Raw genomic sequence first — 24162 nt, forward strand, 5'->3', positions numbered from 1 at the left:
GCCCAATGGGCGGTCTTTTCGTTTCTGGCGTTGGTTGGACGCAGTTATTCGTGCTCGAACATCAGGAACAGATAAACGACAAACAGCACCAGGTGGGTGGCGCCATGGAGCACATTGGTGCGGCCGCTGCTGAAGGTCACCTTGCACACCATGAGAGTGGTGATGAGCAGCACCATGTCGGCAGGGGAGAGGCCGAGGCGCACTTCCTGACCCATCAGGGCGCCGATGAAGAGCACAGAGGGCACCGTCAGGGCTATGGTGGCCAGCACGGATCCGAAGTAGAGGTTCATGGCGCGCTGCAACTGGTTGTTGAAGGCGGCCTTGATGGCGCCGACCGCCTCGGGGGCCAGCACTATACAGGCCACGATGAAGCCGCCCAGGGCCGCCGGGGCCTCCATCACATGGACCCCGTAGTTGATGGGGATGGCCAGGGTCTTGGCCAGCAGGATCACCACCACCAGGTAGGCGAGCAGCAGCAGGGTGTGATAGACGTTGCTCTGCAGCGGGCCGTGGTGTTCCTCGTGATCCTCGTGGTCGCTGTCGACGAAGAAGTGGCTGTGGCTGCGGGTCTGGATCAGCAGGAAGACGCCATAGAGCAGGATGGAAATGATGATCAGCATCCATGACATGGCCTTGGAGAGCCCGCCCAGGGTGCCGCCCTGGGTGAAGTTCGGCAACACCAGGCAGAGCAGGGCCAGGGGAATGATGGCCACCAGATAGGATTTGACCCCGTCCAGATTGAAGTTCTGGGTGTGATAGCGCCAGCCGCCAAACAGCAGGGTGAAGCCAACCAGCCCGGTGCTCACCAGCATCACCACGGCGAACATGGTGTCGCGGGCCATGGTGGGGTTGGGCTCGCCGGTCAGCATCACGGAGGAGATCATCACCACTTCCAGGGAGATGACCGACAGGGTCAGGATCAGGGTGCCGAACGGTTCGCCAAGCTTGATGGCCAGGGCGTCGGAGTGACGCACGACGGAGAAGATGGCCCAGGTGACGATGGCGAGCAGGGCCAGTGACACCGGCAGGTAGACTGCAAGGGGGGTTGCTTCTGTCAGCAGGTCGCTGCCCAGGGTCTTGAAGAAGAGCAGGGTCAGCAGGCCGACGGGCAGGGCAATCTCTTGCCGGATAAATGACTTCATAGGCAGTGGTTCTCATCTCGGGGCGGCCGTGGCCGACGGGTAGGGAGACAGCAGGTCGCGCCACCGGGGTGGCGCGCCAGTTCATGATAAAGGGAGTTGTCCCGTCAGAGGAGGATCATTTTGTTGCAAAAGATGAGGATCCCCGGGCGGGGACCCTGAGGTTTCTTTCTCATTGCCCGCCGGGCTGGCTCTGCCGCCATGCCAGCAGCCAGATCTTCAGCTTGGTCAGGGCCATGGGTCTGGCATAGACATAACCCTGGATCAGGTGGACACCATGGCGGTGCAGGTAGTCGACCTGTTCCTGGGTCTCGACCCCCTCGGCGATCATCTCCATGCCTGATTCGTGGCCAAAGGCGATGGTGGCATCCAGCACGCTGCGCTTGAGGTCGTCCGTGCCTATGGTGTCGACGAACATCTTGTCGATCTTGATCTGGCGGATGCCGAGGCGCTGCAGGTAGGCGAAACCGCCATAGCCTGTGCCGAAGTCATCCAGCTTGAAGTGATACCCCTTCTCCTGCAGCAGCGCTATTTCCCCCATGGCCGCCTTGATATCGGTGATCGGCTTGCGCTCGGTCAGCTCGAAGGTGAGCCTGGCCGGGGAGGGCCAGTCGTGGCGCTGCAACAGGGGCCGCAGATGGGGTTGCTCCAGGTGGGCGGCCACTATGTTGACGCTGACCCACTGGGTCGGCTCCAGCCAGGGCAGATCCGCGATGACCCGCTCCAGCAGTTGCTCCGTCATGGGCAGGATCAGCCCCTGCTCCTCCGCATAGTCGATGAAGGTGCCTGGGGGCACCAGCTCCCGACCCCGCTGCCAGCGCAGCAGCGCCTCGAAACCGACCACCTTCTTGCTGCGGCTGTCCACTATGGGCTGATAGAAGGGGACGAATTCGTGCCGCACCAGGGCTGCCTGCAGCAGTCCCTTGAGGGAGCGGCGGTAGTTGCGCAGCACCCAGTAGGCGGCAACCAGCAGGAGTCCCAGTGCGCCGCCATACAGGAGGCCATAGTGGCGGGCCTGCCGCTTCGCATACTCCTCCAGCGCCTTGCCCGCCCACAGGGTCTGCCGGATGTGGGTGTCTGGCGTAAAGAAACTCAGGCTCTGGCTGCTCTTGTCCTTCTTGATGGAACTGTCCCCACGGGAAAATGGCTGCGTGATGCCATCAGGGTGTTGCTGGCCAAACTCGAAATAGAAACAGCCCGGGCAGGGAGATTGCAGCAGATCGTGGCTCCAGCTGTTGTTCAGCACCCAGTAGGCGATATTGCCGCCCTGCCTGAAATAGGCGACCAGCTCCTGCTCTGTGTTGAAGCGGGCCTGGGTGGCCGCGAGGCCAAACTGCTCCGGTTCGGGGTAGGGGGGCAGCGAGACGGTGGCGAGGGGAAGATCCTCCCCCAGACTGGAACAGCCGCCGCCGGAGGCGAGGATGAGGCCCTGCAGCCGGATGTGGCGGCTGTAGAAACGGGGATCCCGCAACAGGGCCATGTCTGCGGGGCCGCAATCGAAGGCGAAGCTGGACAGTTGGGCGCGAATGCTCTGGTCCAGCTCATCGTGGCGCTCCGCCAGCGCGGCCTCTATCTGCGCCTTCTTCTCCTGCAACAGATGGTGGGCCAGGGGATTGCCCAGCAGCTGGCTGAGGGGCAGGCTCGCCAGCACGGGCAGGCAGAGCAGCAGCAGACTGATCCAGAAGGGAGACGCTCGTCGCAAGGGGTACCTGCCTGATGGGTGCATGGGATACAAATGGATGGCAACATCATAGCATTAGCTGCATCGATTTGAGTCGTATCGGTCACACTTGGAACAACATTCATAATGCATTGATAAACAACAATATGACAAAACGAGTGGTGAAGATTCAATCGCTGACCTGTCATAAATGACAATTGTCCAGCTTATCTGAAATGGCTAGAGTAGCGGGGCGGTTTGACTCACCGTGTGTTCAATACTCCTGTATCTATTTTTGTCAGTAGCACAGAGTGTTAGTTTTGATATGAGTGTTTCTTTTGGTCCCCGCAGTGGGACCATTTTTCTGTCCGCTGCCCAGCCGGCTGCCCGATTTTCTCCTCCCCCCGAGTCTCTTCCTTCACCAGCGGTCACCCCCAGGCATGAGCGGCCCTGACGCTTATTTGCAGAAGCGGGATCTGCAACCATAGGCGGGGTTTGGCCAAGGCTGATACCATGAGGCCTTATGGATGCTGTCGGCTACGGAAAGGCACATGAAACTGACCACTCAACTCGTCTCCTTTATTACGCTGTGCGTGATCGCGGCCATGGCCGTGGTGATGCTCGGCGGGGTCTTCAGTTTCCGCCAGATGGGGATGGAGCTGCAGCAAAACCGGGTCGACTCCCTGGTGGAGATCATCGACAAGCAACTGGGGGTGACCGACGATCAGCAGGCCCTTGCCCGCTGGCTGCCCTCCCTGCTGCGGGCCTCCCACGTGGTCGAGCTGGAGATCCGCCAGGATAGCCAGCGGGTCTACTGGTTTCGCGATGTGCAGCAGCAGACGGACGAGAGTCTGCTGATCCCCTACAGCAAGGCCATTCCCAATCAGGCCGGCATGCAGGCCGAATTCAAGCTGGACAGGCCCTTCAAGGAGTTCGAGTACTCCATGCAGGCCATGTTCGGCATCTCCCTCGGGGTCTTCATCGTGGTGTTCGGCCTCTGGTACTCCATCCGCTGGCTGCGCCAGCAGTTGCGCGGTGCCGAACTGCTGGCGGAGCGGGCCCAGCTGATCCTGGATGGCAAGCTCACCAAGCTGGCCCATGATCCCGCCGACGAATGGCCCCTCTCCGCCAGCCAGGCCCTCACCCATCTGCTGGCCGAACTGGCCGATGCCCGCAAGGAGCGCAGCCGGTTCGACAACTTCATCCGCAGCAACGCCTTCGTCGACAAGACGACCGGCATAGGCAACCGCCTCTTCTTCGACAACCGGCTGGAAAACGCCATCATGGAGGCGAGCGTGATCAGCGGCGGTGTCCTGCTGATCGAGCTGGCCGGCCTGGAGGAGCTGGATCCCGAGCTCAGCGGACGCCCGAGCCAGGATCTGCTGATGGAGGCGAGCGCCTCCATCGGTACCTTCGTGCGCAAGCACAGCGGTGCCCTGCAGGCCCGCTACGCCGGCCAGGTCTTTGCCGTGCTGCTGCCCAACATGTCCGAGAGCGAGATGGTGGACGGCGCCAGCCAGCTGCTCAAGAGCCTGCAACGGCTGCACTGGCCCGAGTCGGTCAATCTGGACACGGCCGTCTACCTCGGAGCCGTCTGCTACCAGGCAGAGGACTCCCTGCTCAAGGTGCAGGAAGAGGCCGAGCTGGCCCTCAAGAGCGCGCGCCTGCAGGGCCACAGCGGCTGGTTCCTCTACGAGAAGTCTCTGGACGAGGAGGCGAGCAACAAGGGGACGGTGCGCTGGCGCACCCTGATCAACCGCCGCATCGAGGAGCAGGGGATCTCCTTCTATCTGCAGCCGGTGCAGCAGGAGCGGGATCAGGTGGTGCTGCAACAGGAGCTGCTGATCCGCCTCCATGACGAGCAGGGGCGGGAGCTGCAGGCGGGGGTCTTCATGCCCATGGCGGAGAAGGCCGGCCTGCTGCTGCCCCTGGACCGGCTGGTGGTCACCCAGACCCTGCGCCTGCTGCGCCAGCGACCGGAGTCGAGCTGCCCCGTGAGCCTCTCCCTCTGCGCCCAGAACCTGCTCAACCGGGAGTTCCAGCGGGAGCTCTTCTTCGAGCTGTTCCAGCTGCCGCGCAGCATCAATGAGGGGCTAATCCTGCAACTGTCCGAATCCCAGGTGACCCGTCACTACGAGGCGCTCAAGCGGCCGCTGCGGGCACTGCGCATGCTGGGGTGCCGACTGGCCATAGATCACGCCGGCCAGGATGTGGTGAGCACCCAGTACATCAAGGAGTTCGAGATCCACTTCCTCAAGCTGCACCCCAGCCTGGTGCGGGAGATCCACCTGCGTCAGGTCAACCAGATGGCGGTGCGCAGCCTGGTGGGAGGCTGTGCCAATACCCAGACCCGGGTGATCGCGGTGGGGGTGGAGAGCGGGGACGAGTGGAAGATGCTGCGCCACCTCGGGGTGCACGCGGGCCAGGGGCCCTGGTTCGCCGAACCAGAGCGGCTGGTGATGCCCATATGACGGAGCCCGCCCCAAGGGCGAGTGAATGATCCTGGCTTACAGCCTGCCCTGCTCCCTGAGTCCCGCCAGCCCCTGCAGGCCGCCGGTGTGGATGAAGACCACCTGGCTGCCGCGGGGGATCCGGCCCGCGGCCAGCTCCCGAAACAGTCCCCACATCGCCTTGCCGCTGTAGATGGGCTCAAGCGGCAGCCCTGTGTGGGCGCTGAAGGCTTGTACCCATTGCCAGAGTGCCGGGCTGAATTTGGCGTAACCGCCGTCGTGGTGATCCAGGGCTATCCGCCAGCCGCCGGTCGTGGCCGCCGCCGGGTTGAGCCGGCACACCTCATAGTGGAGGAAGGCGCCCCCCTTTAGCACGGCGATGGCGAGGATCTGCTCCCTTTCCCGCTTGCCCGCGATGAGCCCCGCCAGGGTGCCGCCGCTGGCGCAGGGCAGTACCCAGAGATCCGGCGAGAAGGGCACCTCGGCCACCAGCTCGGCCACCCCCGGGATGGCGAGCGGGCTGCTGCCCCCTTCCGGCACTATCAGGGTGTCCGGTGCCTCGAACCGGGCCAGCCAGTCCGGATCCTGGCGCCGCCGATAGCTCTGGCGGTCGACGAAAACGAGATCCATGCCCCAGCCTCTGGCCGCACTCAGGGTTGCGTTGCTGACGGTGTCGGCTTCACCGCGTATGATGCCCGTGGTGCGCAGCCCGGACCTGAGTCCGGCCGCCGCCAGGGCGTGGATGTGATTGGAGTAGGCCCCCCCAAACGACAGCAGGTGGGTCTTGCCCTGCTCCTGCGCCTGTTGCAGATGGTACTTGAGCTTGCGCCACTTGTTGCCGGAGAGGGTCGGGTGGATCAGATCATCCCGCTTGCACCAGAGCCGCACGCCCTTGGCATCCAGCAGGGGGTGGTGGACGGGGTGCAGGGGCGAGGGGACCTGAGCGGGGGCCAGGATGGCATCCCCGGAGGACGCCAGGGTGGCGGTCAATGCATCGTTTGTCATAAATATGGAGGCTAATAGCCTGTTTATGTTAAGGTTTAGTCCGTTTCATGCAGCCAGGTCCAGGTCTAGATGAAGTCACTTTTCCGACGTTCGCCCCCCAGCCATCAGGTGGGACTCCTGCTGGCCAGCGATCGCATCCTGCTGGCTTGTGTGGAACCCGTCCCCATCTTTACCAGCCGCGCCATCAATGGCCCCCACGACTGGCCCAAGGCCATGGGGGAGCTGTTTGCCCAGCATGGACTGGCCAAGTCTAAGGTGCGGGTGGCCCTGGCCGCCAGCCTTTATCAGCAGATCCAGATCGACAAGCCCGCCGTGCCCGACGCCGAGATGGCGGGGGCCCTGCCCTGGGCCATCAAGGATTTCGTCAACGAACCCGTGTTGCAGCTCGCCATGGACTATGTGGATCTGCCGACCCCCCCTGCGGGTCGACCACGAATCAACGTGATCTGCGTTCCCAAGAGCCGGGTGCAGCAGCTGGCGGACGCGGTCAACGGCGTGGCGACCCTGGAGGCCATCGTCAGCGACGAGCTGGCCATGACGGCCCTCTACGAGGCGGATCAGACGGTGCGCATGCTGCTCTGGCAGCCCAGGGGGCAGGAGTTGCAACTGCTGGTCTTCCATCGGGGAGGCCTCTGCTTCTCGCGCCCGCTGCGCGGGTTTGTCAGCCTCACCGGGGCTCATGAGCCCGATCAGGGGATGCTCGACGGGCTGGCGCTGGAGATCCAGCGCTCCCTCGACTACCTGGCGGGCCAGCTCAAGCTGCCGGAGCCGGGCCTGATGCAGCTCGCCATCGGCTCCCCCTTCATCGGCACCCTGGTGCGCCACCTGGAGCAGGCGTTCGGCTTCCCTGTGTCCGCCATGGCCAACAAGGCGGTGCTCGCTGGCGTCGAATACCTCTGTGCCTATGGTGCGGCCCTGGGAGGTGAGCGATGAGCCGGCTTGCTGACGCCATCCTCCACAACAAGGCGATGCTCGCCGGCGTCGAATACCTCTGCGCCTATGGTGCGGCCCTGGGAGGCGAGCGATGAGCCAGCTTGCTGACGCCATCCTCCACACCGCCATGGCCAACAAGGCTGTACTGGCCGGAGTTGAATACCTCTGCGCCTATGGTGCGGCCCTGGGCAGGAGCGAAGGATGAAACACCATATCAACCTCTATGGCGCCGAATTCAGGCCAAGGCGCCTGTGGGCCAGCCTCAATCAGATGGCCCTGGTCTGGGGCGGCTGCCTGCTGCTGCTGGTTGCGGCCACCTTTTTCTATGGCTGGCAACAGCGGGGGGTCGACCGCGAGCTGGCCCAGGTGCGTGCGCTGCTCGATGTGCAGCGCGGCGAGGCAACACGGCTCGATGCCGCCCTGGCGCGCCATCAGGCGGACGGTCAGCTGCAACAGCAGCTGGTCGACAAGCGCGAGGAGCTGGCTGCCAAGCAGGCGCTGATACGCCAGCTCGGCAGCCTCTCCCTGCAAAAATCCCAGGGCTACGCCGGCGTGATGGCGGATCTGGCCCGTCTGCGGGATGCCCGCCTCTCCCTGCAACGGATCGAGATAAGTGACGGGCGCATCAACCTCTCCGGGGTGGCCGAGCGCAGTCAGGATGTGCCTGCCTGGGTGAACCGCTTCAAGCAGACCCCGTCCCTGGCGGGCAAGCAGTTTGGCGAGCTGACTCTGAGCCGGGACAAGGCAGGCCAGCTGGCCTTCCAGCTCAGCGGCATAGCACGGGAGACCCCATGATGGAGATGACGGCACAGTGGCGGGCCTGGGCACAGAGTGTGGCCGCCCTCAGCCTGCGGGAGCGGGTCTTGATCCTGCTGACGGGCATTATCTTGCTGGGGGCAGCCGGGATCTACGGCTGGCTGGATGCCGCCGACACCCGACTGAGCCAGGAGCGGCAGGCGCTGACGGCGGCGCAGCGGGATCTGGAGATCCTGACCCTGGAGAACCAGGGCAAGCAGGCCCGGCTGGGGCGGGATCCCAACGCCCAGGTGCGCCAGCAGCTGGCCGGCGCGGAGGCGTCCCTCGGCCGGCTGGACGCCGAGCTCAAGGCCCAGACGGTGGATCTGATCCCGGCCCACGAGATGCCTGCCGTGCTGGAAGCCCTGTTGTCTCGCTCCGCCAACCTGCATATGCTGGCGCTCACCTCCCTCAAGCCCGAGCCGCTGATGGCCGGCGAGCAGAAGGCCAACCTGTTCAAGCACGGGATCCGGCTCCAGCTGGAGGGGGGCTATTTCGATGTCTACCAGTACCTGAAGGCGCTGGAGGCACTGCCCCGCCACTTCTACTGGAAAGGGTTCGACTACAGGGTGGTCGAGCATCCCAAGGCGGCGGTGGAGATGGAGATATACACCCTGAGCACCAGCAAGGAGTTCATTCGTGGCTAAGTGGCTGACATTGTTGTGCTGCCTGCTGGGCCCGCTGGCCCAGGCGGAGGTGTTGCAGGATCCGACCGCCCCTCTGGCCGGTAGCGGCGCGGCGGCGAGCCCGAGCAAGGGGGCCGGTCTGCCCAGGTTGCAGAGCGTCATCCTGGGCAACGGACCGGCGCTGGCGGTGCTCGATGGTCAGAGCTATCGGGTGGGCCAGCGGATCGACGGTTTCCTGCTGGTGGGCATCAGCGCCGATGCCGTGGTACTGGAGAAGGCGGGCAAGCGTCAGACACTGACCCTGTTTGGCAGCAAGATCCGGATGTGAAGTCGGTTCCGCGCGGGATGCCGCGGGCCAGGTTTGTCGAGTTTCATTGCGAGTCAGGTGCACCAATAACATGAAAAAACACCATTTTTGTCTGCTTCCCCTCGCATTGGCGGTGGCGGCTTGTACCAGCTATCAGCACCCCGAACCGGTGCAGGCCAAAGACGCCCTCAAGCAGGCCATGAAGGAGCAGACCCCGACCGCGCCGCTGACCACTTTGCCTCCCTCGGTGCAGAGCGAACTGCTGCAGCTCAATCGTCCCCAGCAACCCCTGGCGGTTCCGGAGAAACGGCTGCGCATCGCGGCCCATGACGTCGATGCGGTGGAGTTCTTCGGTTCCCTGTTCAAGGGCTCCCGCTACAGCGTGGCCGTCCATCCCGGGGTGGCCGGTGCCATCTCGGTGGAATTGAAAGACGTGACCCTGCAGGAGGCGCTGGCCACGGTCGGCGACATGTACGGCTTCGACGTGCAGCGCAAGGGCAATGTGTTTCACGTCTATCCGGCGGGTCTGCGCACCGAGACCATCCCGGTCAACTACCTGATGATGGCCCGTCGCGGTCTCTCCCGCACCTCGGTCAGCACCGGCGGGGTGACGGCCAACGACAACAACAATAATGGCAACAACAACTTCGACAGCAGCGGCAACAATAACAACGGCAACAACAACCTCGGCTCCTCCAACGGGGACAACGGCAACAGCAACAACAGCAACGGCACCCGGATCGAGACGGACAGCAACAACGACTACTGGACCGATCTGCGGGACGCCCTGCAGACCCTGATCGGCACCGGCGAGGGGCGGGCCGTCATCACCAGTCCTCAGGCGGGCCTGGTCACCGTGCGTGCCTATCCGAAGGAGCTGAAAGCGGTGCGCGAGTTTCTGGATCAGTCCGGCGAACACCTCAAGCGCCAGGTGGTGCTGGAGGCGCGCATCCTGGAGGTCTCCCTCAACGAGGGTTACGAGCAGGGGGTGGACTGGAGCGGTCTTTCCGCCAGCTGGGACGGCAACAAGGGCATCACGGGGGGCGGCTCCCTGCTCGACAGCCCCATCGCCTCGACCCCCAACCAGATCTTCAGGGCCCTGGGGGGCGGCGCCGGTTTCACCATCTCCGATGGCAACTTCAACGTGGCGGTCAGCCTGCTCAAGACCCAGGGGGACGTGAACACCCTCTCGAGCCCGCGCGTCACCGCCACCAACAACCAGAAGGCGGTGATCAAGGTGGGGACGGACGAATACTTCGTCACCAACGCCTCGACCACCACCACCACCTCGGGCAACTCGGCGCCCATCGTCACGCCGAACGTGGAGCTGACCCCCTTCTTCTCCGGCATCGCCCTGGATGTGACCCCGCAGATCGATGAGCAGGGCAAGGTGCTGCTGCACATCCACCCCTCCGTCATCGACACCGAGGAGCAGAGCAAGACCATCAACGTCGGCACGGCGGATCCCCTGGTGCTGCCGCTCGCCAAGAGTGCCATTCGCGAATCGGATACCGTGGTGCAGGCCAACAACGGCGACATCATCGTCATCGGCGGCCTGATGAAGACCGACAAGCAGGAGATCGTCAGCAAGGTGCCGCTGCTGGGGGACATTCCCTGGGTCGGCGAAGCCTTTACCAACCGCCGGGAGAGCACCAAGAAGGTCGAGCTGGTGATCCTGCTCAAGCCGACAGTGGTGGAAAAAGACACCTGGCAGAAGGAGCTGCAACGCTCCTCCGAGCTGCTGGACAAATGGTATCCGCCCAAGGGCTAAGCCATGATGCTGAATTGGTCTATTCCCGGTGTTTCCCTGCCGCGAGCCTTTGAGCTCTGCCTGGAGAGGGCGTCCTCATGTACCTGAGTCACTTCGGTTTGCAGGAGGCGCCCTTTGGCCTGACCCCGAACACCGGCTTCTACTACGGCCTGCCTCCCCACGAGGAGGCCATGCAGGTGCTGAACTGGGCGCTGGCACAGGGGGAGGGCTTCATCAAGGTGACCGGCGAGGTGGGCACCGGCAAGACACTGCTCTGCCGCAAGCTGCTGAGCGAGCTCGGCTCCGAGGCGTGCCCGGTACGCCTGGCCTGGCTGCCCAATCCCCACCTCAGCCCGGGGGAACTGCGCACCGCCCTGGCCCTGGAGCTGGGACTGGCGGTGCAGGGGGAGAGCGAGCTGGATCTCACGGATCGCATCCATCGCCACCTCATCGCCCTGCACCAGCAGGGGAGCCGGGTGGTGGTGCTGATCGACGAGGCACAGGCCCTGCCGGACGAGACCCTGGAGGCCATCCGCCTGTTCGGCAACCTGGAGACGGAGTCGAGCAAGCTGCTGCAAATCGTGCTGTTCGGCCAACCCGAGCTGGATGTCCGGCTGGCCAGGCCCCACCTGCGCCAGTTGCGTCAGCGCATCGGCTTCTCCTACTGCCTGCGCCCCCTGCGGTGCGATGAAACCCGGGCCTATCTGGAGCACAGGCTGCACGTCTCTGGCTATCGCGGGGCGACGCTGTTTGGCGGCCTGGCCCTGCGCCTGCTGTGGCGGGCATCCCGGGGCATTCCGCGGCTCATCAACGTGCTGGCCCAGAAGTGCCTGATGCTGGCCTACGGCCGCGGGACGCGCCGGATCGACAGCGCCCTGGTGCGCCTCGCCATTCGCGATACCGATGACGCCCGTGGTGGCTCATTCGTGCGCTGGTGGCCCCTGTTGCTGCTGCTGGGCGCAGCCCTGGCCTATGGAGTCTGGTCATGAGCGTGATCAATCAGATGCTCAAAGATCTGGAGCAGCGCCAGTCAGGATCCGATGGCGCCGCCGTCTATGTGGCGCCGGCGCGTCAGCAGGGGTGGTGGATGCTGGTGCTGACCCTGCTGTGCACCCTGGCGCTGGTCATCCTCGGCTGGCGCACCTGGATCTACTGGCAGCAGAGCCAGCGCACGGCGCAGCCGACGATTCAGTTGACGACCCGGCTCGCCCCGGTGAGCGAGCCGTCGCTGCCTGCCTCCTCTGCCACCGAGGTGGCCATCGCGTCTCCCGAGCCCAGTGGGGCCGCCGCCTCCGGGGTGGTTGGGGTGGATGGCGCCATAACGGCGAGGGCAAGCGACACCGCCGACCTGGAGACGGGAGCCTCGGCGAGCGGGGAGGTCGCCGACGAGGCCCCGGCGTCACAGGCCCTGGCCGAGACGCCTGAGGACGAGGTCACGCCGAGCGACGAAGAGTTGCAGCCGGATCTCTATGCCGAGCTGGCCGCAGAGCAGGAGGCTGCCCCTCAGGAGGTGGCCGCCCCGCCCCGCAAACCCGGCGTGCTGAAGATAGAGACGGTGGATCTCTCCGAGCCCGAGCTGGCGGCCCTGGCCGAGCGCAAGGCGACCACCGCCATGGCCAAGGGCCAGATGCGGGAGGCTCAGGACAACTATTACCAGGTGCTGCGCCATGATCCGCACAATCAGGGGGCGCGCGAACAGCTGGCTGGCCTGCTCTACGGCGAGGGACGGCTGACCGAGGCCAGCCAGGTGCTGGAGGAGGGGCTGAGGCTGGATCCCGCGCAGGCCGATCTGCGGCTGTTGCTGGCCCGGGTGGCCATCAGCGGCGGCGATCGCCAGAAGGCGCTGGACTGGCTCACCGGCTATCAGCCGGACCTGGCCGCCAATCTGGACTATTACGCCACCTGGGCGGGGCTCGCCCAGGAGCTGGGTCAGCCAGCCCAGGCATCCGAGCTCTACGTCAAGTTGTTGCGCCAGCAGCCGGATCAGGGGCGCTGGTGGCTGGGGCTGGGGGTGGCGGAGGATGGTCAGGGCCACCGCCAGCGGGCGCTGGATGCCTATGGCAATGCCCAGCTGCACGGGGATCTGGGCGAGGCATCGACCCGCTGGCTGGAACAGCGGATTGCCCAGCTGACGCCCTCACCCTGACCCTCTCCCAGGGGGAGAGGGAACCGACCGGGGTCGAGTCAGGCACCCGGGATGAGGGCCGCGAAATCGGACGCGGTGGCGGTTCATCACTGTCATCGGCGTAATCAGAATCAGGAATTCGGAGTAGCAATGGCACAACCCAGACTGAAAATGCGCCTCGGCGACCTGCTGGTACAGGAGCAGATCATCTCGGATGATCAGTTGCAGCTCGCCCTGCAGCAGCAGCGTCAGACCGGGCGCAAGCTGGGGACCACCCTCATCGATCTCGGCTTCATCAGCGAGGTGCAACTGCTGCAGTTCCTCGCCCGCCAGCTGGACGTGCCCTTCTTCGATCTCAACAACCTCACCATAGACGCCTCGGCCGTGACCCTGTTGCCCGAGGTGCAGGCCCGCCGTTACCGTGCGCTGGCGGTCAACCTCAGCGACGACAAGGTGACCGTGGCCATGTCGGATCCCGCCGACCTGAGCGCCCTGGATGCCATCGCCGCCCTGCTCAGCCCGCGGGAACTGGTGCTGGCGGTGGCGCGGGAAGGCCAGTTGCTGGAGTATTTCGACCGCCTCTATCGCCGCACCCGGGAGATAGAGAGCTTCGCCGAACAGTTGCACGAAGAGTATCAGGATGCCGGCTTCGAGCTGGGAGCCAGCAATCTCGGGGCCGGTGACGAGGGGGAGGCGACCGTGGCCAAGCTGCTGCGCTCCCTGTTCGAGGACGCGGTGCAGGTGGGGGCCTCCGACATCCACATAGAGCCGGACGAGAAGGTGCTGCGCATTCGCCAGCGCATCGACGGCGTGCTGCACGAAAACATACTGAGCGAGGTGCGCATCGCCCAGGCGCTGGTGCTGCGCCTCAAGCTGGTGGCCGGGCTCGACATCTCCGAGAAGCGGCTGCCCCAGGATGGCCGCTTCGCCATGAAGGTGCGCGGCCGGGACGTGGATGTGCGTATGTCCACCATGCCGGTGCAGTACGGGGAGTCGGTGGTGATGCGACTGCTGGATCAATCCTCCGGCATACTGTCCCTGGCGGAGACCGGCATGCCGCCGGCCATCCTCAGCCGCTTCCGGCGCCAGCTCAAACGGCCCCACGGCATGATACTGGTGACGGGCCCCACCGGCAGCGGCAAGACCACGACGCTCTACGGCGCCCTCTCCGAGCTCAACCAGGCCAGCCACAAGATCATCACGGTGGAGGATCCGGTGGAATACCGGCTGCCCCGGATCAACCAGGTGCAGGTCAACCCCAAGATAGGGCTCACCTTCTCCCAGGTGCTGCGCTCCACCCTGCGTCAGGATCCCGACATCCTGCTGGTGGGGGAGATGCGGGACAACGAGACGGTGGAGATAGGCCTGCGCGGCGCCATCACCGGTCACCTGGTGCTGACCACGCTGCACACCAATGACGCGGTGACCAGTGCCCTGCGCCTCATCGACATGGGGGCGCCCGGCTATCTGGTGGCGAGCGCCCTGCGCGCCGTGGTGGCCCAGCGCCTGGTGCGGCGGCTGTGTGAACACTGCGCCTGCGAGACGGCGCCGGACCAGGGGCAGGCCACCTGGCTCACCATGCTCTCCGGCGAGGCACCCGGCCAGCACCTCTACCGCAAGGGGCGGGGCTGCCAGAGCTGCAACTTCACCGGTTATTCGGGCCGGATCGGGGTCTACGAGCTGCTGGAGCTGGATCAACCCATGATGGATGCCCTGCGCCGCAACGATGCGGAGGGCTTCGCCCGGGCGGCGCGCGAGCATGAGCACTACCGGCCCCTGGCCCTGACGGCGCTGGACTATGCCCGGGAGGGGATCACCTCGGTGGACGAGGTGCTCAGGCTGGCCGAGGATCTGGGCTAAGCCATGGGCAGCTTCAACTACAAGGGGCGCGACAGCCAGGGCCAGGCCGTCAGCGGCGTGGTGGAGGCCGCCAGCGAGCTGGCCGCCGCCGAGCAGCTGATGCGCCGCGGCGTGATGCCCACCGAGCTGAAGGCGGGCAAGGCCAGGGCGGCCGGCATCGACTGGTCGCTGCTGCTGGAGGGGAGCGTCAAGCTGGAGGAGCTGGTGGTGTTCAGCCGCCAGATGTATGCCCTGACCCGGGCGGGGATCCCTATCCTGCGCGCCATCGCCGGGCTGGAGGAGAGCGCCCACGGCAAGCCCCTCAAGCGGGCACTCCATGCCCTGGGGGAGGATCTCGGCAACGGGCGGCCGCTGTCGAGCTCGATGCAGGCCCATCCCAAGGTGTTCAACAGCCTGTTCGTCGCCATCATCCACGTCGGCGAGAACACCGGCCAGCTGGAGGAGGCCTTCCTGCAGCTCGCCAACTATTTCGATCTGGAACTGGAGACCCGCAAGCGGATCAAGACCGCCATGCGCTACCCCAGCTTCGTGATGATCGCCATCGGCATCGCCATGGTGATCCTCAATATCATGGTGATCCCGGTGTTTGCCGGCATGTTCGCCAAGTTCGGGGTGGAACTGCCGCTCGCGACCCGCATTCTGCTCGCCACCTCCCACTTCTTCGTCCACTACTGGTGGCTGCTGCTCGCCATCCTGGCGGGCATGGTGTTTGGCTGGCGCCGCTGGGTCGCCAGCCCCCGGGGCAAGCTGACCTGGCACCGCTGGCAGCTCAAACTGCCCATCGTCGGCACCATCATAGAGCGCTCCCTGCTGGCCCGCTTCGCCCGCAGCTTCTCCATGATGCTCAAGGCCGGGGTGCCGCTCAACACGGCGCTGACCCTGGTGGCCGATGCGGTGGACAACGCCTATATGGCGGGGCAGATCCGCGACATGCGGGCGGGCATAGAGCGGGGCGAGAGCCTGCTGCGCACCGCCGGTGCCAGCGGCCTGTTCACCCCCCTGGTGATGCAGATGATCGCGGTGGGGGAAGAGACGGGCCAGGTGGACGAGCTGCTGCACGAGGCGGCCGAGTATTACGAGCGGGAGGTGGATTATGACCTCAAGAGCCTCACCGCCCGCATCGAGCCGATCCTCATCGGCATAGTGGCCGTCATGGTGCTGGTGCTGGCGCTCGGTATCTTTACGCCCATGTGGGACATGATGCGAGCGGTGCGGGGTCAATGATAGGCCGCGGCATCTTCACTCCCCTGATGGTGGGACATGATGCGAGCGGTGCGGGGCCAGTGATGTGGTTCAGCATCTTCACTCCTCCTGATGGTGGGACATGATGCGAGCGGTTCGCGGCCAGTGATGTGGTTCAGCATCTTCACTCCTCCTGATGGTGGGACATGATGCGAGCGGTGCGGGGTCAATGATAGGCCTCGGCATCTTCACTCCCCTGATGGTGGGGCATGATGCGAGCGGTGCGCGGCCAGTGATGTGGTTCAGCATCTTCACCCCCCTGATGGTGGGACATGATGCGAGCGGTGCGCGGTCAGTGATGCATGCTGTTTGTGGTAGACAAGGTGCGGGAGAGGCATGAGCAGACAGTCCGAGCAGGATGAGCGCTGGCTGGGGGGTTACAGGCGGCTGATCGCCTGCGTCCTGCTGCTGGCCATCATCGCCACCCTGGCCCTGAGCTATCGCAGCCACAGGGAGGAGGCGCTGGCGGTCAGCCTGAGCCTGCTGGGGGAGCAATTTGCCGAGCGGGCCCAGCGACTGCACGGGCGCTGGCTCGATGAGCGGCGCCCCGAGGTGCTGCATGCGGAGGGCGTGGCCTGGCAGTTCGATGGGCGGGGCTGGCCGCTGGCGGTGCTGCCGCTGCAGTCACCCTCCGCCAACTGCCGCCAGCTCTGGCTGACGCTGATTGGCCCCGAGGATCCGGGGTTGCCCTCCTGGCAGGCACTCGCCAGCCCGCATGGGGACGGCTGCGAGTTTGGTTGGGAAGGGCACTGGCTGTTCTACCGTTTCAGTGATGGCCGGGTACTGACGAAGCCTTGAGTCGATCTCTCAAGTGCTTCAGCAACATGATTTTTTTCTATCTGCATGAAATAATGCGGACCATTACGGAGGCAGCATGGCAGCAAAGAGAGTGAGCGCCGGCCAGGGACAGGGTCAGATGGCCGGTTTTTCCCTGATCGAGCTGGTGATCGTCATCGTGATTCTGGGGATCCTGGCCGTCACCGCCTTGCCCCGTTTTCTCGACGTGACCGACGAGGCGAAGAAGGCCAGCGTGGAAGGGGTGTCCGGCGGTTTCGCCACCGGGGTCTCCCTGGTACGGGCCCAGTGGGAAGCCGAGGGGCGCGCCAAGCAGGACAGCCTCAATACCGTGCTGTATGACGGTTCCCGTTTCTATCTGACCACGCCGACCGACAGCCAGGTCAGCAACGGCGAGCTCTCCCCCGGCTATCCCATGGACACGGCGGCGAGCGGTGCTCCCGATGTGGATCCGGCCAATCTGACGGCGGCCCGCTGTCTCAATATTTGGGAGGGCTTGTTGCAGAATCCTCCCAAGGCTACTGCCAACTTTGACGAGGTGCGCGGTAGTGGCAATGACCTGAAGTTCTATGCCACGGTGAGCAACAATGGACTGGATTCGGTCTGCCGTTACTATCTGGTCAACAGCCTGAGCAAGGGAAGTGATGGGCGCTATCAGGACCCGCAAGGGAGCACCGATGCCTACATGAGTTTCAGTTACCGCCCGGCCTCCGGCCAGGTGACTACCAATATCAATTGATAAACAGAGGAAAACGTAATGAAAAAGCAGGCGGGTTTTACCCTGATCGAACTGGTGATCGTGATCATCATCCTGGGCATTCTGGCGGTCACCGCCGCACCCAAGTTCCTGAATCTGCAGGATGATGCCAAGAAGTCTGCCGCGCAGGGCGTGCAAGCTGCATTGTCCAGCGCTGCCAATCTGGTCTACAGCAAGGCGGCTCTGAATGGGCAGGAAAAGGCATCTGCAGCAGGTGGTACAGCCTTGACCGGGATGACTGGTGTCAAGGTCATCTATGGCTACCCGACCGCAAATACCATTTCCGCTGCAGTGACTCTGGATGGTTGGGTCGCAGCTTCTGGCGCAACCGCTCTCGAGTCAACTTTTGCTCCTGCGAATACCAGCGGCAATACCTGCACCGTAAAATACACTGCTGCAACCAGTGAAGACGCTCCCTTCAAAACTGAGCTGCAGAACTGCGATTAATTGTCTTGGTAAGCGAGGCTTCGGCCTCGCTTTTTCTTTATCCACGATATTCCCGATGAGAGCGTGAATGACGACAGCCAAGGGTTTCACCCTGATAGAACTGGTGATCGTGATCCTGTTGCTCGGGATTCTGGCCGCCTTTGCCGTGCCCAAGTGGCTGGGCAAAGGCGGCTTTGAAACCCATACCCTGCGTGACGAGCTGGTGACCCGGCTGCGGCTGGTGCAGACCATGAACATGCATGAAGGGGAGGCGCGCTGCACCCAGCTGGTGCTGGAGCAGAGCCGCTTCGCTCACCTGACCCAGACGGGCAGTTGTGCGCCCGGGTCCATCATAGATAACTGGGATGCGGACGAGCGGAGCCGGGGGCGCGTCGTCACGGCCTCCGGCGGCATCACCCTGCCGCAAGGCAACTTTACTTTCGACAAGCGCAGCGGCCGTCCGCTCTCACCCTCCACCTGCGTCAATGGTTGCAACCTGGTGGTGAGCAGCGGGCAGGAGAGCGCCCGGCTGCGCATCGAGCCGGAAGGGTATATCCATGCGATCCCCTAAGGCCCGTCGCGGCTTCACCCTGGTCGAGTTCGTGGTTGGCATTGTGCTGCTGGCCATCGCCCTGACCGGCATCCTGGGGCTTCTCATCAATCAGGCACCCCAGGGGGTGGATCCGGTGCAGCAGGTGCGGGGCGCCCAGCTGGCCCAGCGGATCCTCGGCGAGGTGCTGCAAAAATCCTTCGATGAACACTCGGATCACAATGGCGGCCGTTTTCGCTGCGCCGAGACCGTCGGCACCCCTGCGATAACCTATCCCGCCTGCACTGCTGCCGCCGATTACGGCCCGGATGGGGGCGAGACGCGCCCCTACGAGTTCAACGACGTGGATGATTTCGATACCGCTGGCAACTGGGTGGACGCCAACCAGTTTACCCAGACGAATGCCGAGGGGGTCAGCGACCAGGAGTATCGCCACTATCAGGTCAGGATCGCCGTCACTCCGGACACCCTGTTCGGGAGCCCGGGCCTGGGGGCCGAGTCCATCGGCAAGCGCGTCGCTCTGACAGTGCGGCTGCCGGACCAGAGCGAGCTGGCTTTCACCCTCTACCGGGGGAACTACTGATGGGCAAGCCGCATTCCCGTTATCCCGCGTCCGATGGCGCATCTGTTACCGCAACCCGTTACCGCGTCCGACCTGGGCGGGCACGAGGCTTCACCCTGGTGGAACTGGTGATGGTGATCTTGCTGCTCGGGGTCATGGCCACCTTTACCAGCCAGTTTATCGGCATCGGCACCCAGATTTACGGGGATGCCAGCCGCCGGGAGCAGCTGATGAGCGATGCCCGCTTCGCCCTGGAGCGGCTCAACCGCGAGCTGCGCGATGCGGTGCCGGGCTCGGTGCGCATCGAGGATGAGGCGGGCAATCCTCTGGATCAGGGGGCCTGCCTGCGCTTCTGGCCCATCGCCACCGCCAGCCGTTATCTGGGCTCAGCGGCCAGCGCCGGGCTCACCATAGTGGTGCCGGACGTGCTGCCTGAGCGGAATAAGGACCTGGCCATTGTTTACCCCCTTGCCGATCCGAATATCACCCTGGATGAGAGTTGTCTCCATGGCAACTGCGTGGCCAGGGTTATTTCGGTGGGGAGCTCTGTCTCGGGAGCCTTGCCGCTGACGGTGGATGACACCTTTGCCAAGGAGTCGCCGGGGCAGCGCATCTATTTTGCCCGTCAGCAGGTGCGTTACTGCGTGATGAATGCCGCCCTGACCCGGGCCAGCGCCGCCATTGGCTCTGACTTTCACGGGAGCACGCCGGCCCTGATGGCCGAGCATATTCGCCCTGCGTCCTATTATTTCTACCGTGAACCTGCCGCCTTCAGCCAGAGCGAGGTAGGACTGCGGATGGAGCTTGAGCAGCGCGGCGAGCGCGTCCTCTTCAACCACAAGCTGGAGACGCTCAATGTTCCCTAGGCCCCCCCGCAGGCTGGCGCCCCAGCGCGGCAGCGCCATCATGGTCGCCCTCTTCGTCATCGTCATCATGGCCCTGCTGGCGGCGGCCATGGGCCGCTTCCTGGTGGACAGCGGCGAGAAGAATACGGTGGAGGTGCGCGGGGTGCGTGCCCTGATGGCGGCCCAGAGCGGGCTGGAAATCGCCCTCTATCAGCTGTTTCCCAATCGCAGTGGCGCCGAGTTGCCCGCCGCCTGCACCAGGGTGGCGGCGTCCCGTACATTCGACAAGGATCCCGGCCTGAGCGGGTGCCGGGTCTCGGTGAGCTGCAATGAGATCCTGGCCAGTCAGGGGGGAGAGACCAGCACCACCTACCGGCTCACCAGCCTGGGCACCTGTGGCACAGAGGCAGCGGGCGCCAACCCGGGCTTTGCCGTCAGCCGCACCCTGGTGGCGGAAGCCTTTGATGGAGTGATGCCGTGAGACTCTGGTTGCTGGTCTTAACAATGCTGTCTGGCATGGCATGTGGGTTCGAAGCCGTCGACACTGACACCTATTTCCCTGCAGTGGTTCAGGGTCACCGCGGCAATAACAACGCGGTCTGTACTGGTCAGGATGCTGCCAAGCTGACCCAGAACAACCAGGCGAAAATAACGGGCACTGCAGGTGCTGCATTGAACTTCTGCGACTCGAACCAGGGTTCCGGCATGCCATTGGATGGGTGTGACAACGCCAATGGTTCGCGCCGGCTCTGCTCCATCAGCGACCGCTCCATCCGAGGGATGTCTACGTCGGGTGATAACAGCTTCCTGAGCAGTTCCGGCGGCGATGGTAGCCTAGGGTACTGTAACGCGGGGCAACAGTTGACCATGGGCAGCACCAGCCAATATCAGTTCGGTGCGATCAGTCTCTACAGCGCCTGTACCCTGACATTCTCCTCTGCCCGTAATGAATATCGGATTGAGAGCCTTGCCATAGGAGGAGGGGCCAAGGTCATTCTGCCTGCCGGGGATTACTGGATTGGCAGCTTGACTATCAACCAGGGAGGGGTGATCGAAACACAGGGCGCCGTGCGCATTTTTGTAAATGAGCAAGCCGCTTTGAACGATGGACGCCTCAATCCGGACAACCTGGGGTCAGTGCTGCTGTTTGGCTATGCAGATATCAATTTGAATGGGAATAGTCTTATCAATGGATTGGTGTATTCGGATAAGACTCTGAACATGAATGGCTCCAGCATCATCAACGGCAGGACAACCAGCCGATCCCTGTTCATGACTGGCTCCACGGCGATCAATGACAAGGCCCCTCCCGTGCCACTCGCCTGCTTCAGCGACGACTTCTCCGCCAGCACCCTCAGCAACAACTGGGTGGTGGCCCGCAGCAGCGGCAACTTTACCCCCGCCATCGTCAATGGCCGGCTCGGCATGACCCAGGCCAGCCCCAAGCAATCCACCTCGGCCACCTATCAGCGGCTCTTCCCCGCCGCCAACAACCTGGTGACCATAGAGTTTGACCAGTATGCCCACAGCGGCAACGGGGCGGACGGCATGGCGGTGGTGCTCTCCGACGCCAGGGTGACCCCCCAGCCGGGCGCCTTCGGCGGGCCCCTCGGGTATGGTTTCAAGCCAGGGGTCAACGGCTTTGCCGGTGGCTGGCTCGGGGTGGGCATCGATGAATATGGCAACTTCTCCGGCGAAGGTGGGGCGACCAACAAGGGGCGGCGCCAGCAGTCCGTGGTGGTGCGTGGCTCGGGCTCCGGCACCAGCGGTTACAACTACCTCAAGGGCACCTGCAAAGACGGTGCTGACAACGCCAGCGGCAACTGCCTGTCGCCGACCGTGGACAGCGGTTCGGACAGCAATCGCCCCCATCGCTATCGCCTGACTATCGACTCGCGTATCGGCGGCCAGTCTCTGGTCAAGGTGGAGCGCAATACCGGAGGGGTTTACAGCACCCTTATCGACAGCTTCAATGCCGCTACCCAGAGTGGCCAGGCGGCCATTCCCGAGAATCTGATGTTATCCCTGACGGGTTCCACAGGGGATGCGACCAACGCCCACCAGATCGACAACGTCCGGATTTGCGCCCTCAACTCCAATCCGGTGGGCACCCAGATCGATCACTTCGAGTTCGATCACTCAGGCCAGGCCCTGACCTGCAACCCGGAAACTCTCATCATCCGGGCCTGCGCCAACGCCAGCTGCAGCCAGCTGTTCATGGACCCGGTAAGCGCCGTCCTGACGCCGCTTAAAAATGGCAGCAATGGCTGGATAGCCGACAGCCAGGTGAGCTACAGCGGCAACACAGCTACCGTGAATTTCAGCGGTGGCACCACCACATTGCAGCTGCGCAACAATCTGGCGAGCGCCATGAGGGTGGGGGTGAGTGGCTCGACACCGTCCACCAAGCCACTTAGCACGACGCTTTGCCGGGCGGGCAGCGGTCCCCTGAGCGATGCCGCCTGTACCCTCAGCTTTGCCGACAGCGGCTTTGTGTTCGATGTGCTGGATACCCTGGCCAACAAACCACAACAGGTGGTGATGACGGCGGTCAGGAAGGACAACACGAGCCAGCTGTGCGTGCCGAGTTTTCAGAAGCAGACTAAAAGAATCACGTTCTGGAGTGATTACAACGTGCCTGCCACCAATCTCTTTGGCAGCCAGATAAGGATTGATAAGACGGCCATAGCCACCACGGCGGGGACTCCCACTGCCATGGATCTCTATTTCAATGAGCTGGGCGAAACCACGCTGAAGGATGTGAGTTACCCGGATGCGGGCCAGATGCGGCTTAATGCCCGCCACGATGGCAGTGGCGACACTGCAGGCCTGGTGATGACGGGCTCGGATACCTTCGTCAGCCGCCCGGTCGGGCTCTGCATCAAGGCACCACAGGGAGAGTGTATGCGCGGCGCCAATGCGACCAACGCTGACTACGCCGCCAACTGCCCGGTATTCAAGAAAACCGGGGAGACCTTCTCACTGAATATCCAGGCCGTGGCCTGGCAGTCCGACGATGACAAAGACCTGTGCAGCGGTAATCAGGCGACTCCCAACTTCGCCTTGGCCAATATTGCGCTGGGCAGCACTCTGGTGGCGCCCAAACCCGGGGTCGAGGCGGTGGTCAGCAAGCTGAGTTATGACCATGCCACCACGGCCAGCAACAACCTCAATGCCGTCACCCAGTCGGTCAACGAGGTCGGGGTGTTCCGGATGACGGCGACCCCGCCGGTGGCAGGTTATTTCAACTACACCATACCGCCCGCTGCCAGCGTGCCTGTGGGGCGTTTCATCCCGGTGGACTTCAACCTGGTGAGCGGCAACATAGCGCCCGCCTGTGGTGAGTTTTCCTATATGGGGCAACCCTTCCTGACGGAGTTGCGCATCCAGGCCCGCAACCAGGCTGGCGCCGTGACGCAAAACTATCGAGGGGACTTCGCCAAGGGGGATGCCTACCTGAGTGCGGCCAACAACAAGGATGGGGTGTCGCTCTCCGCCCGGCTGCGCAGTCTGGGGCCGCTGTCCTGGGCGGCAGGGGAGGTCGACTTCAAGGGGCCAACCGAGTTTGTGCGCCGCACCGATGGTCAGCCAGACGGCCCCTATCGGGCCCTGTCGTTTGGCCTTTATATGAAAGACAACGATGGTGAGCAGACCCTGATCGCCAGTCCCGACTTCAACGACGGACAGCCTGGGTCATGCAGTGGCGCCGGCTGCAATGCCAGGCTGATCGATGAGCTGCCCATGGAGGCGTACTTCGGCCGGGTGCAGGCCGGCACCCGCCAAGGGGTGGCCACGGCCGGGCTGGCGGTGCCGCTGCAACTGCAATATCACGAGGCGGGTGCCTGGCACGCCATGAACGCGGATCAATGTACCCGTTTCTCCTTGCAAGATGGGGGCATCGAGTTCACCGATGGCCGCCAGAGTTTCGATGAGGGAAGCGGCGATCTGGCGCTGGATGGCGACACCCGGATCCGGCTCGGCCTTGGCCCGATCGCCCCCGGCGGCATGGTGGAGAGGGCGAAGGATGGGGTCATCACCTTGCAGTTTGCTGCCCCGGACAGGGCTGTGCGCATTCCGTTCCGGATCGATCTGGGCAAGCAACCTGAGTCAGAACTGCAATCTGGACGGCGACCGCTCTGGCTTTCTGACCCTGACAGTCTGGATGGCATGGCCATTTTCGGCCTGGGCCGGGGCAACGATCGCATTATTTATCGCCGCGAAGTGATGCCCTGAAAATGATATGTGGACAGGGAGAGGGGCGCTTTGGGATGGGCCTGCGTCTTATCTCCTTGTTTCGTAGTGTTTGTCGGCCTGAGCGGGTGAGTGATGACTCGC

21 protein-coding genes are annotated in these 24162 nt (G+C 63.9%); 18 read left to right on the plus strand and 3 right to left on the minus strand.

The window, feature by feature from the left end:
• Positions 1–44: 44 nt before the first annotated feature.
• Both AC3WR3_RS05445 and AC3WR3_RS05450 read right to left on the minus strand, forming a co-directional pair.
• Entirely contained in the window at positions 45–1142 is a 1098-nt protein-coding gene (locus AC3WR3_RS05445; protein ID WP_139439246.1) for a calcium:cation antiporter, read from the minus strand.
• Positions 1143–1311: 169 nt separating this feature from the next.
• Complete coding sequence (locus AC3WR3_RS05450) at positions 1312–2841, minus strand: EAL domain-containing protein (RefSeq protein WP_492291384.1); 1530 nt, start codon at positions 2839–2841, stop codon at positions 1312–1314.
• A gap of 509 nt (positions 2842–3350) precedes the next feature.
• On the opposite strand from AC3WR3_RS05450, the gene AC3WR3_RS05455 reads away from it, so the two are divergent.
• Entirely contained in the window at positions 3351–5270 is a 1920-nt protein-coding gene (locus AC3WR3_RS05455) for an EAL domain-containing protein (RefSeq protein ID WP_492291385.1), read from the plus strand.
• 36 nt (positions 5271–5306) lie between these two features.
• On the opposite strand, the gene AC3WR3_RS05460 is transcribed toward AC3WR3_RS05455, so the two are convergent.
• Positions 5307–6254, minus strand: coding sequence for a 1-aminocyclopropane-1-carboxylate deaminase/D-cysteine desulfhydrase (locus tag AC3WR3_RS05460; RefSeq protein ID WP_492291386.1), 948 nt, complete (start codon positions 6252–6254; stop codon positions 5307–5309).
• Positions 6255–6323: 69 nt separating this feature from the next.
• On the opposite strand from AC3WR3_RS05460, the gene AC3WR3_RS05465 reads away from it, so the two are divergent.
• The 17 genes from AC3WR3_RS05465 to AC3WR3_RS05545 all read left to right on the plus strand — a co-directional run bounded on the left by AC3WR3_RS05465 (position 6324) and on the right by AC3WR3_RS05545 (position 24060).
• On the plus strand, positions 6324–7187 hold the full coding sequence (locus tag AC3WR3_RS05465; RefSeq protein WP_492291387.1) for an MSHA biogenesis protein MshI: 864 nt from the start codon (positions 6324–6326) through the stop codon (positions 7185–7187).
• 201 nt (positions 7188–7388) lie between these two features.
• Positions 7389–7982 carry a PilN domain-containing protein gene (locus tag AC3WR3_RS05470; RefSeq protein ID WP_139439242.1) on the plus strand — a complete coding sequence of 198 codons (594 nt, stop codon included), beginning with the start codon at positions 7389–7391 and terminating at the stop codon, positions 7980–7982.
• Positions 7982–8629 carry an MSHA biogenesis protein MshJ gene (locus tag AC3WR3_RS05475; protein ID WP_492291520.1) on the plus strand — a complete coding sequence of 216 codons (648 nt, stop codon included), beginning with the start codon at positions 7982–7984 and terminating at the stop codon, positions 8627–8629. Before AC3WR3_RS05470 ends, AC3WR3_RS05475 begins: the two co-directional genes overlap by 1 nt.
• Complete coding sequence (locus tag AC3WR3_RS05480; RefSeq protein WP_202047770.1) at positions 8622–8936, plus strand: SctD/MshK family protein; 315 nt, start codon at positions 8622–8624, stop codon at positions 8934–8936. The genes AC3WR3_RS05475 and AC3WR3_RS05480 overlap by 8 nt, the downstream gene beginning before the upstream one ends.
• A gap of 70 nt (positions 8937–9006) precedes the next feature.
• Entirely contained in the window at positions 9007–10686 is a 1680-nt protein-coding gene (gene mshL, locus AC3WR3_RS05485; RefSeq protein WP_202047769.1) for a pilus (MSHA type) biogenesis protein MshL, read from the plus strand.
• A 77-nt stretch (positions 10687–10763) separates the two neighbouring features.
• On the plus strand, positions 10764–11654 hold the full coding sequence (locus tag AC3WR3_RS05490) for an ExeA family protein (RefSeq protein ID WP_139439239.1): 891 nt from the start codon (positions 10764–10766) through the stop codon (positions 11652–11654).
• Entirely contained in the window at positions 11651–12811 is a 1161-nt protein-coding gene (locus AC3WR3_RS05495) for a tetratricopeptide repeat protein (protein WP_492291388.1), read from the plus strand. The genes AC3WR3_RS05490 and AC3WR3_RS05495 overlap by 4 nt, the downstream gene beginning before the upstream one ends.
• A gap of 129 nt (positions 12812–12940) precedes the next feature.
• Positions 12941–14650 (plus strand): MSHA fimbrial ATPase MshE, encoded by a 1710-nt coding sequence (gene mshE / locus AC3WR3_RS05500; RefSeq protein WP_492291389.1) that lies wholly within the window; start codon positions 12941–12943, stop codon positions 14648–14650.
• A gap of 3 nt (positions 14651–14653) precedes the next feature.
• Positions 14654–15874: a type II secretion system F family protein gene (locus AC3WR3_RS05505; RefSeq protein ID WP_492291390.1), complete on the plus strand. Its 1221-nt coding sequence runs from the start codon at positions 14654–14656 to the stop codon at positions 15872–15874.
• 354 nt (positions 15875–16228) lie between these two features.
• Positions 16229–16690 carry a hypothetical protein gene (locus AC3WR3_RS05510; RefSeq protein WP_492291391.1) on the plus strand — a complete coding sequence of 154 codons (462 nt, stop codon included), beginning with the start codon at positions 16229–16231 and terminating at the stop codon, positions 16688–16690.
• 76 nt (positions 16691–16766) lie between these two features.
• The gene (locus tag AC3WR3_RS05515) at positions 16767–17426 is read left to right on the plus strand and encodes a prepilin-type N-terminal cleavage/methylation domain-containing protein (RefSeq protein WP_429162011.1); all 660 of its coding nucleotides are present in this window, start codon (positions 16767–16769) and stop codon (positions 17424–17426) included.
• Between the two features lie 18 nt (positions 17427–17444).
• A complete protein-coding gene (locus AC3WR3_RS05520) occupies positions 17445–17891 on the plus strand; it encodes a prepilin-type N-terminal cleavage/methylation domain-containing protein (RefSeq protein ID WP_319916756.1) in 447 nt (148 codons plus the stop codon).
• 67 nt (positions 17892–17958) lie between these two features.
• A complete protein-coding gene (locus AC3WR3_RS05525; RefSeq protein ID WP_492291392.1) occupies positions 17959–18441 on the plus strand; it encodes a pilus assembly FimT family protein in 483 nt (160 codons plus the stop codon).
• Positions 18428–19003 carry a prepilin-type N-terminal cleavage/methylation domain-containing protein gene (locus tag AC3WR3_RS05530; protein WP_492291393.1) on the plus strand — a complete coding sequence of 192 codons (576 nt, stop codon included), beginning with the start codon at positions 18428–18430 and terminating at the stop codon, positions 19001–19003. Before AC3WR3_RS05525 ends, AC3WR3_RS05530 begins: the two co-directional genes overlap by 14 nt.
• Positions 19003–19848 carry a PilW family protein gene (locus tag AC3WR3_RS05535; protein ID WP_492291394.1) on the plus strand — a complete coding sequence of 282 codons (846 nt, stop codon included), beginning with the start codon at positions 19003–19005 and terminating at the stop codon, positions 19846–19848. The genes AC3WR3_RS05530 and AC3WR3_RS05535 overlap by 1 nt, the downstream gene beginning before the upstream one ends.
• On the plus strand, positions 19838–20308 hold the full coding sequence (locus AC3WR3_RS05540) for an MSHA biogenesis protein MshP (RefSeq protein ID WP_440987980.1): 471 nt from the start codon (positions 19838–19840) through the stop codon (positions 20306–20308). Before AC3WR3_RS05535 ends, AC3WR3_RS05540 begins: the two co-directional genes overlap by 11 nt.
• Positions 20309–20331: 23 nt before the next feature.
• Positions 20332–24060: a DUF6701 domain-containing protein gene (locus tag AC3WR3_RS05545; protein WP_492291521.1), complete on the plus strand. Its 3729-nt coding sequence runs from the start codon at positions 20332–20334 to the stop codon at positions 24058–24060.
• Positions 24061–24162: the final 102 nt, after the last annotated feature.

The sequence above is a fragment of the Aeromonas sp. EU05-FHT14A05 genome, from assembly GCF_058791175.1.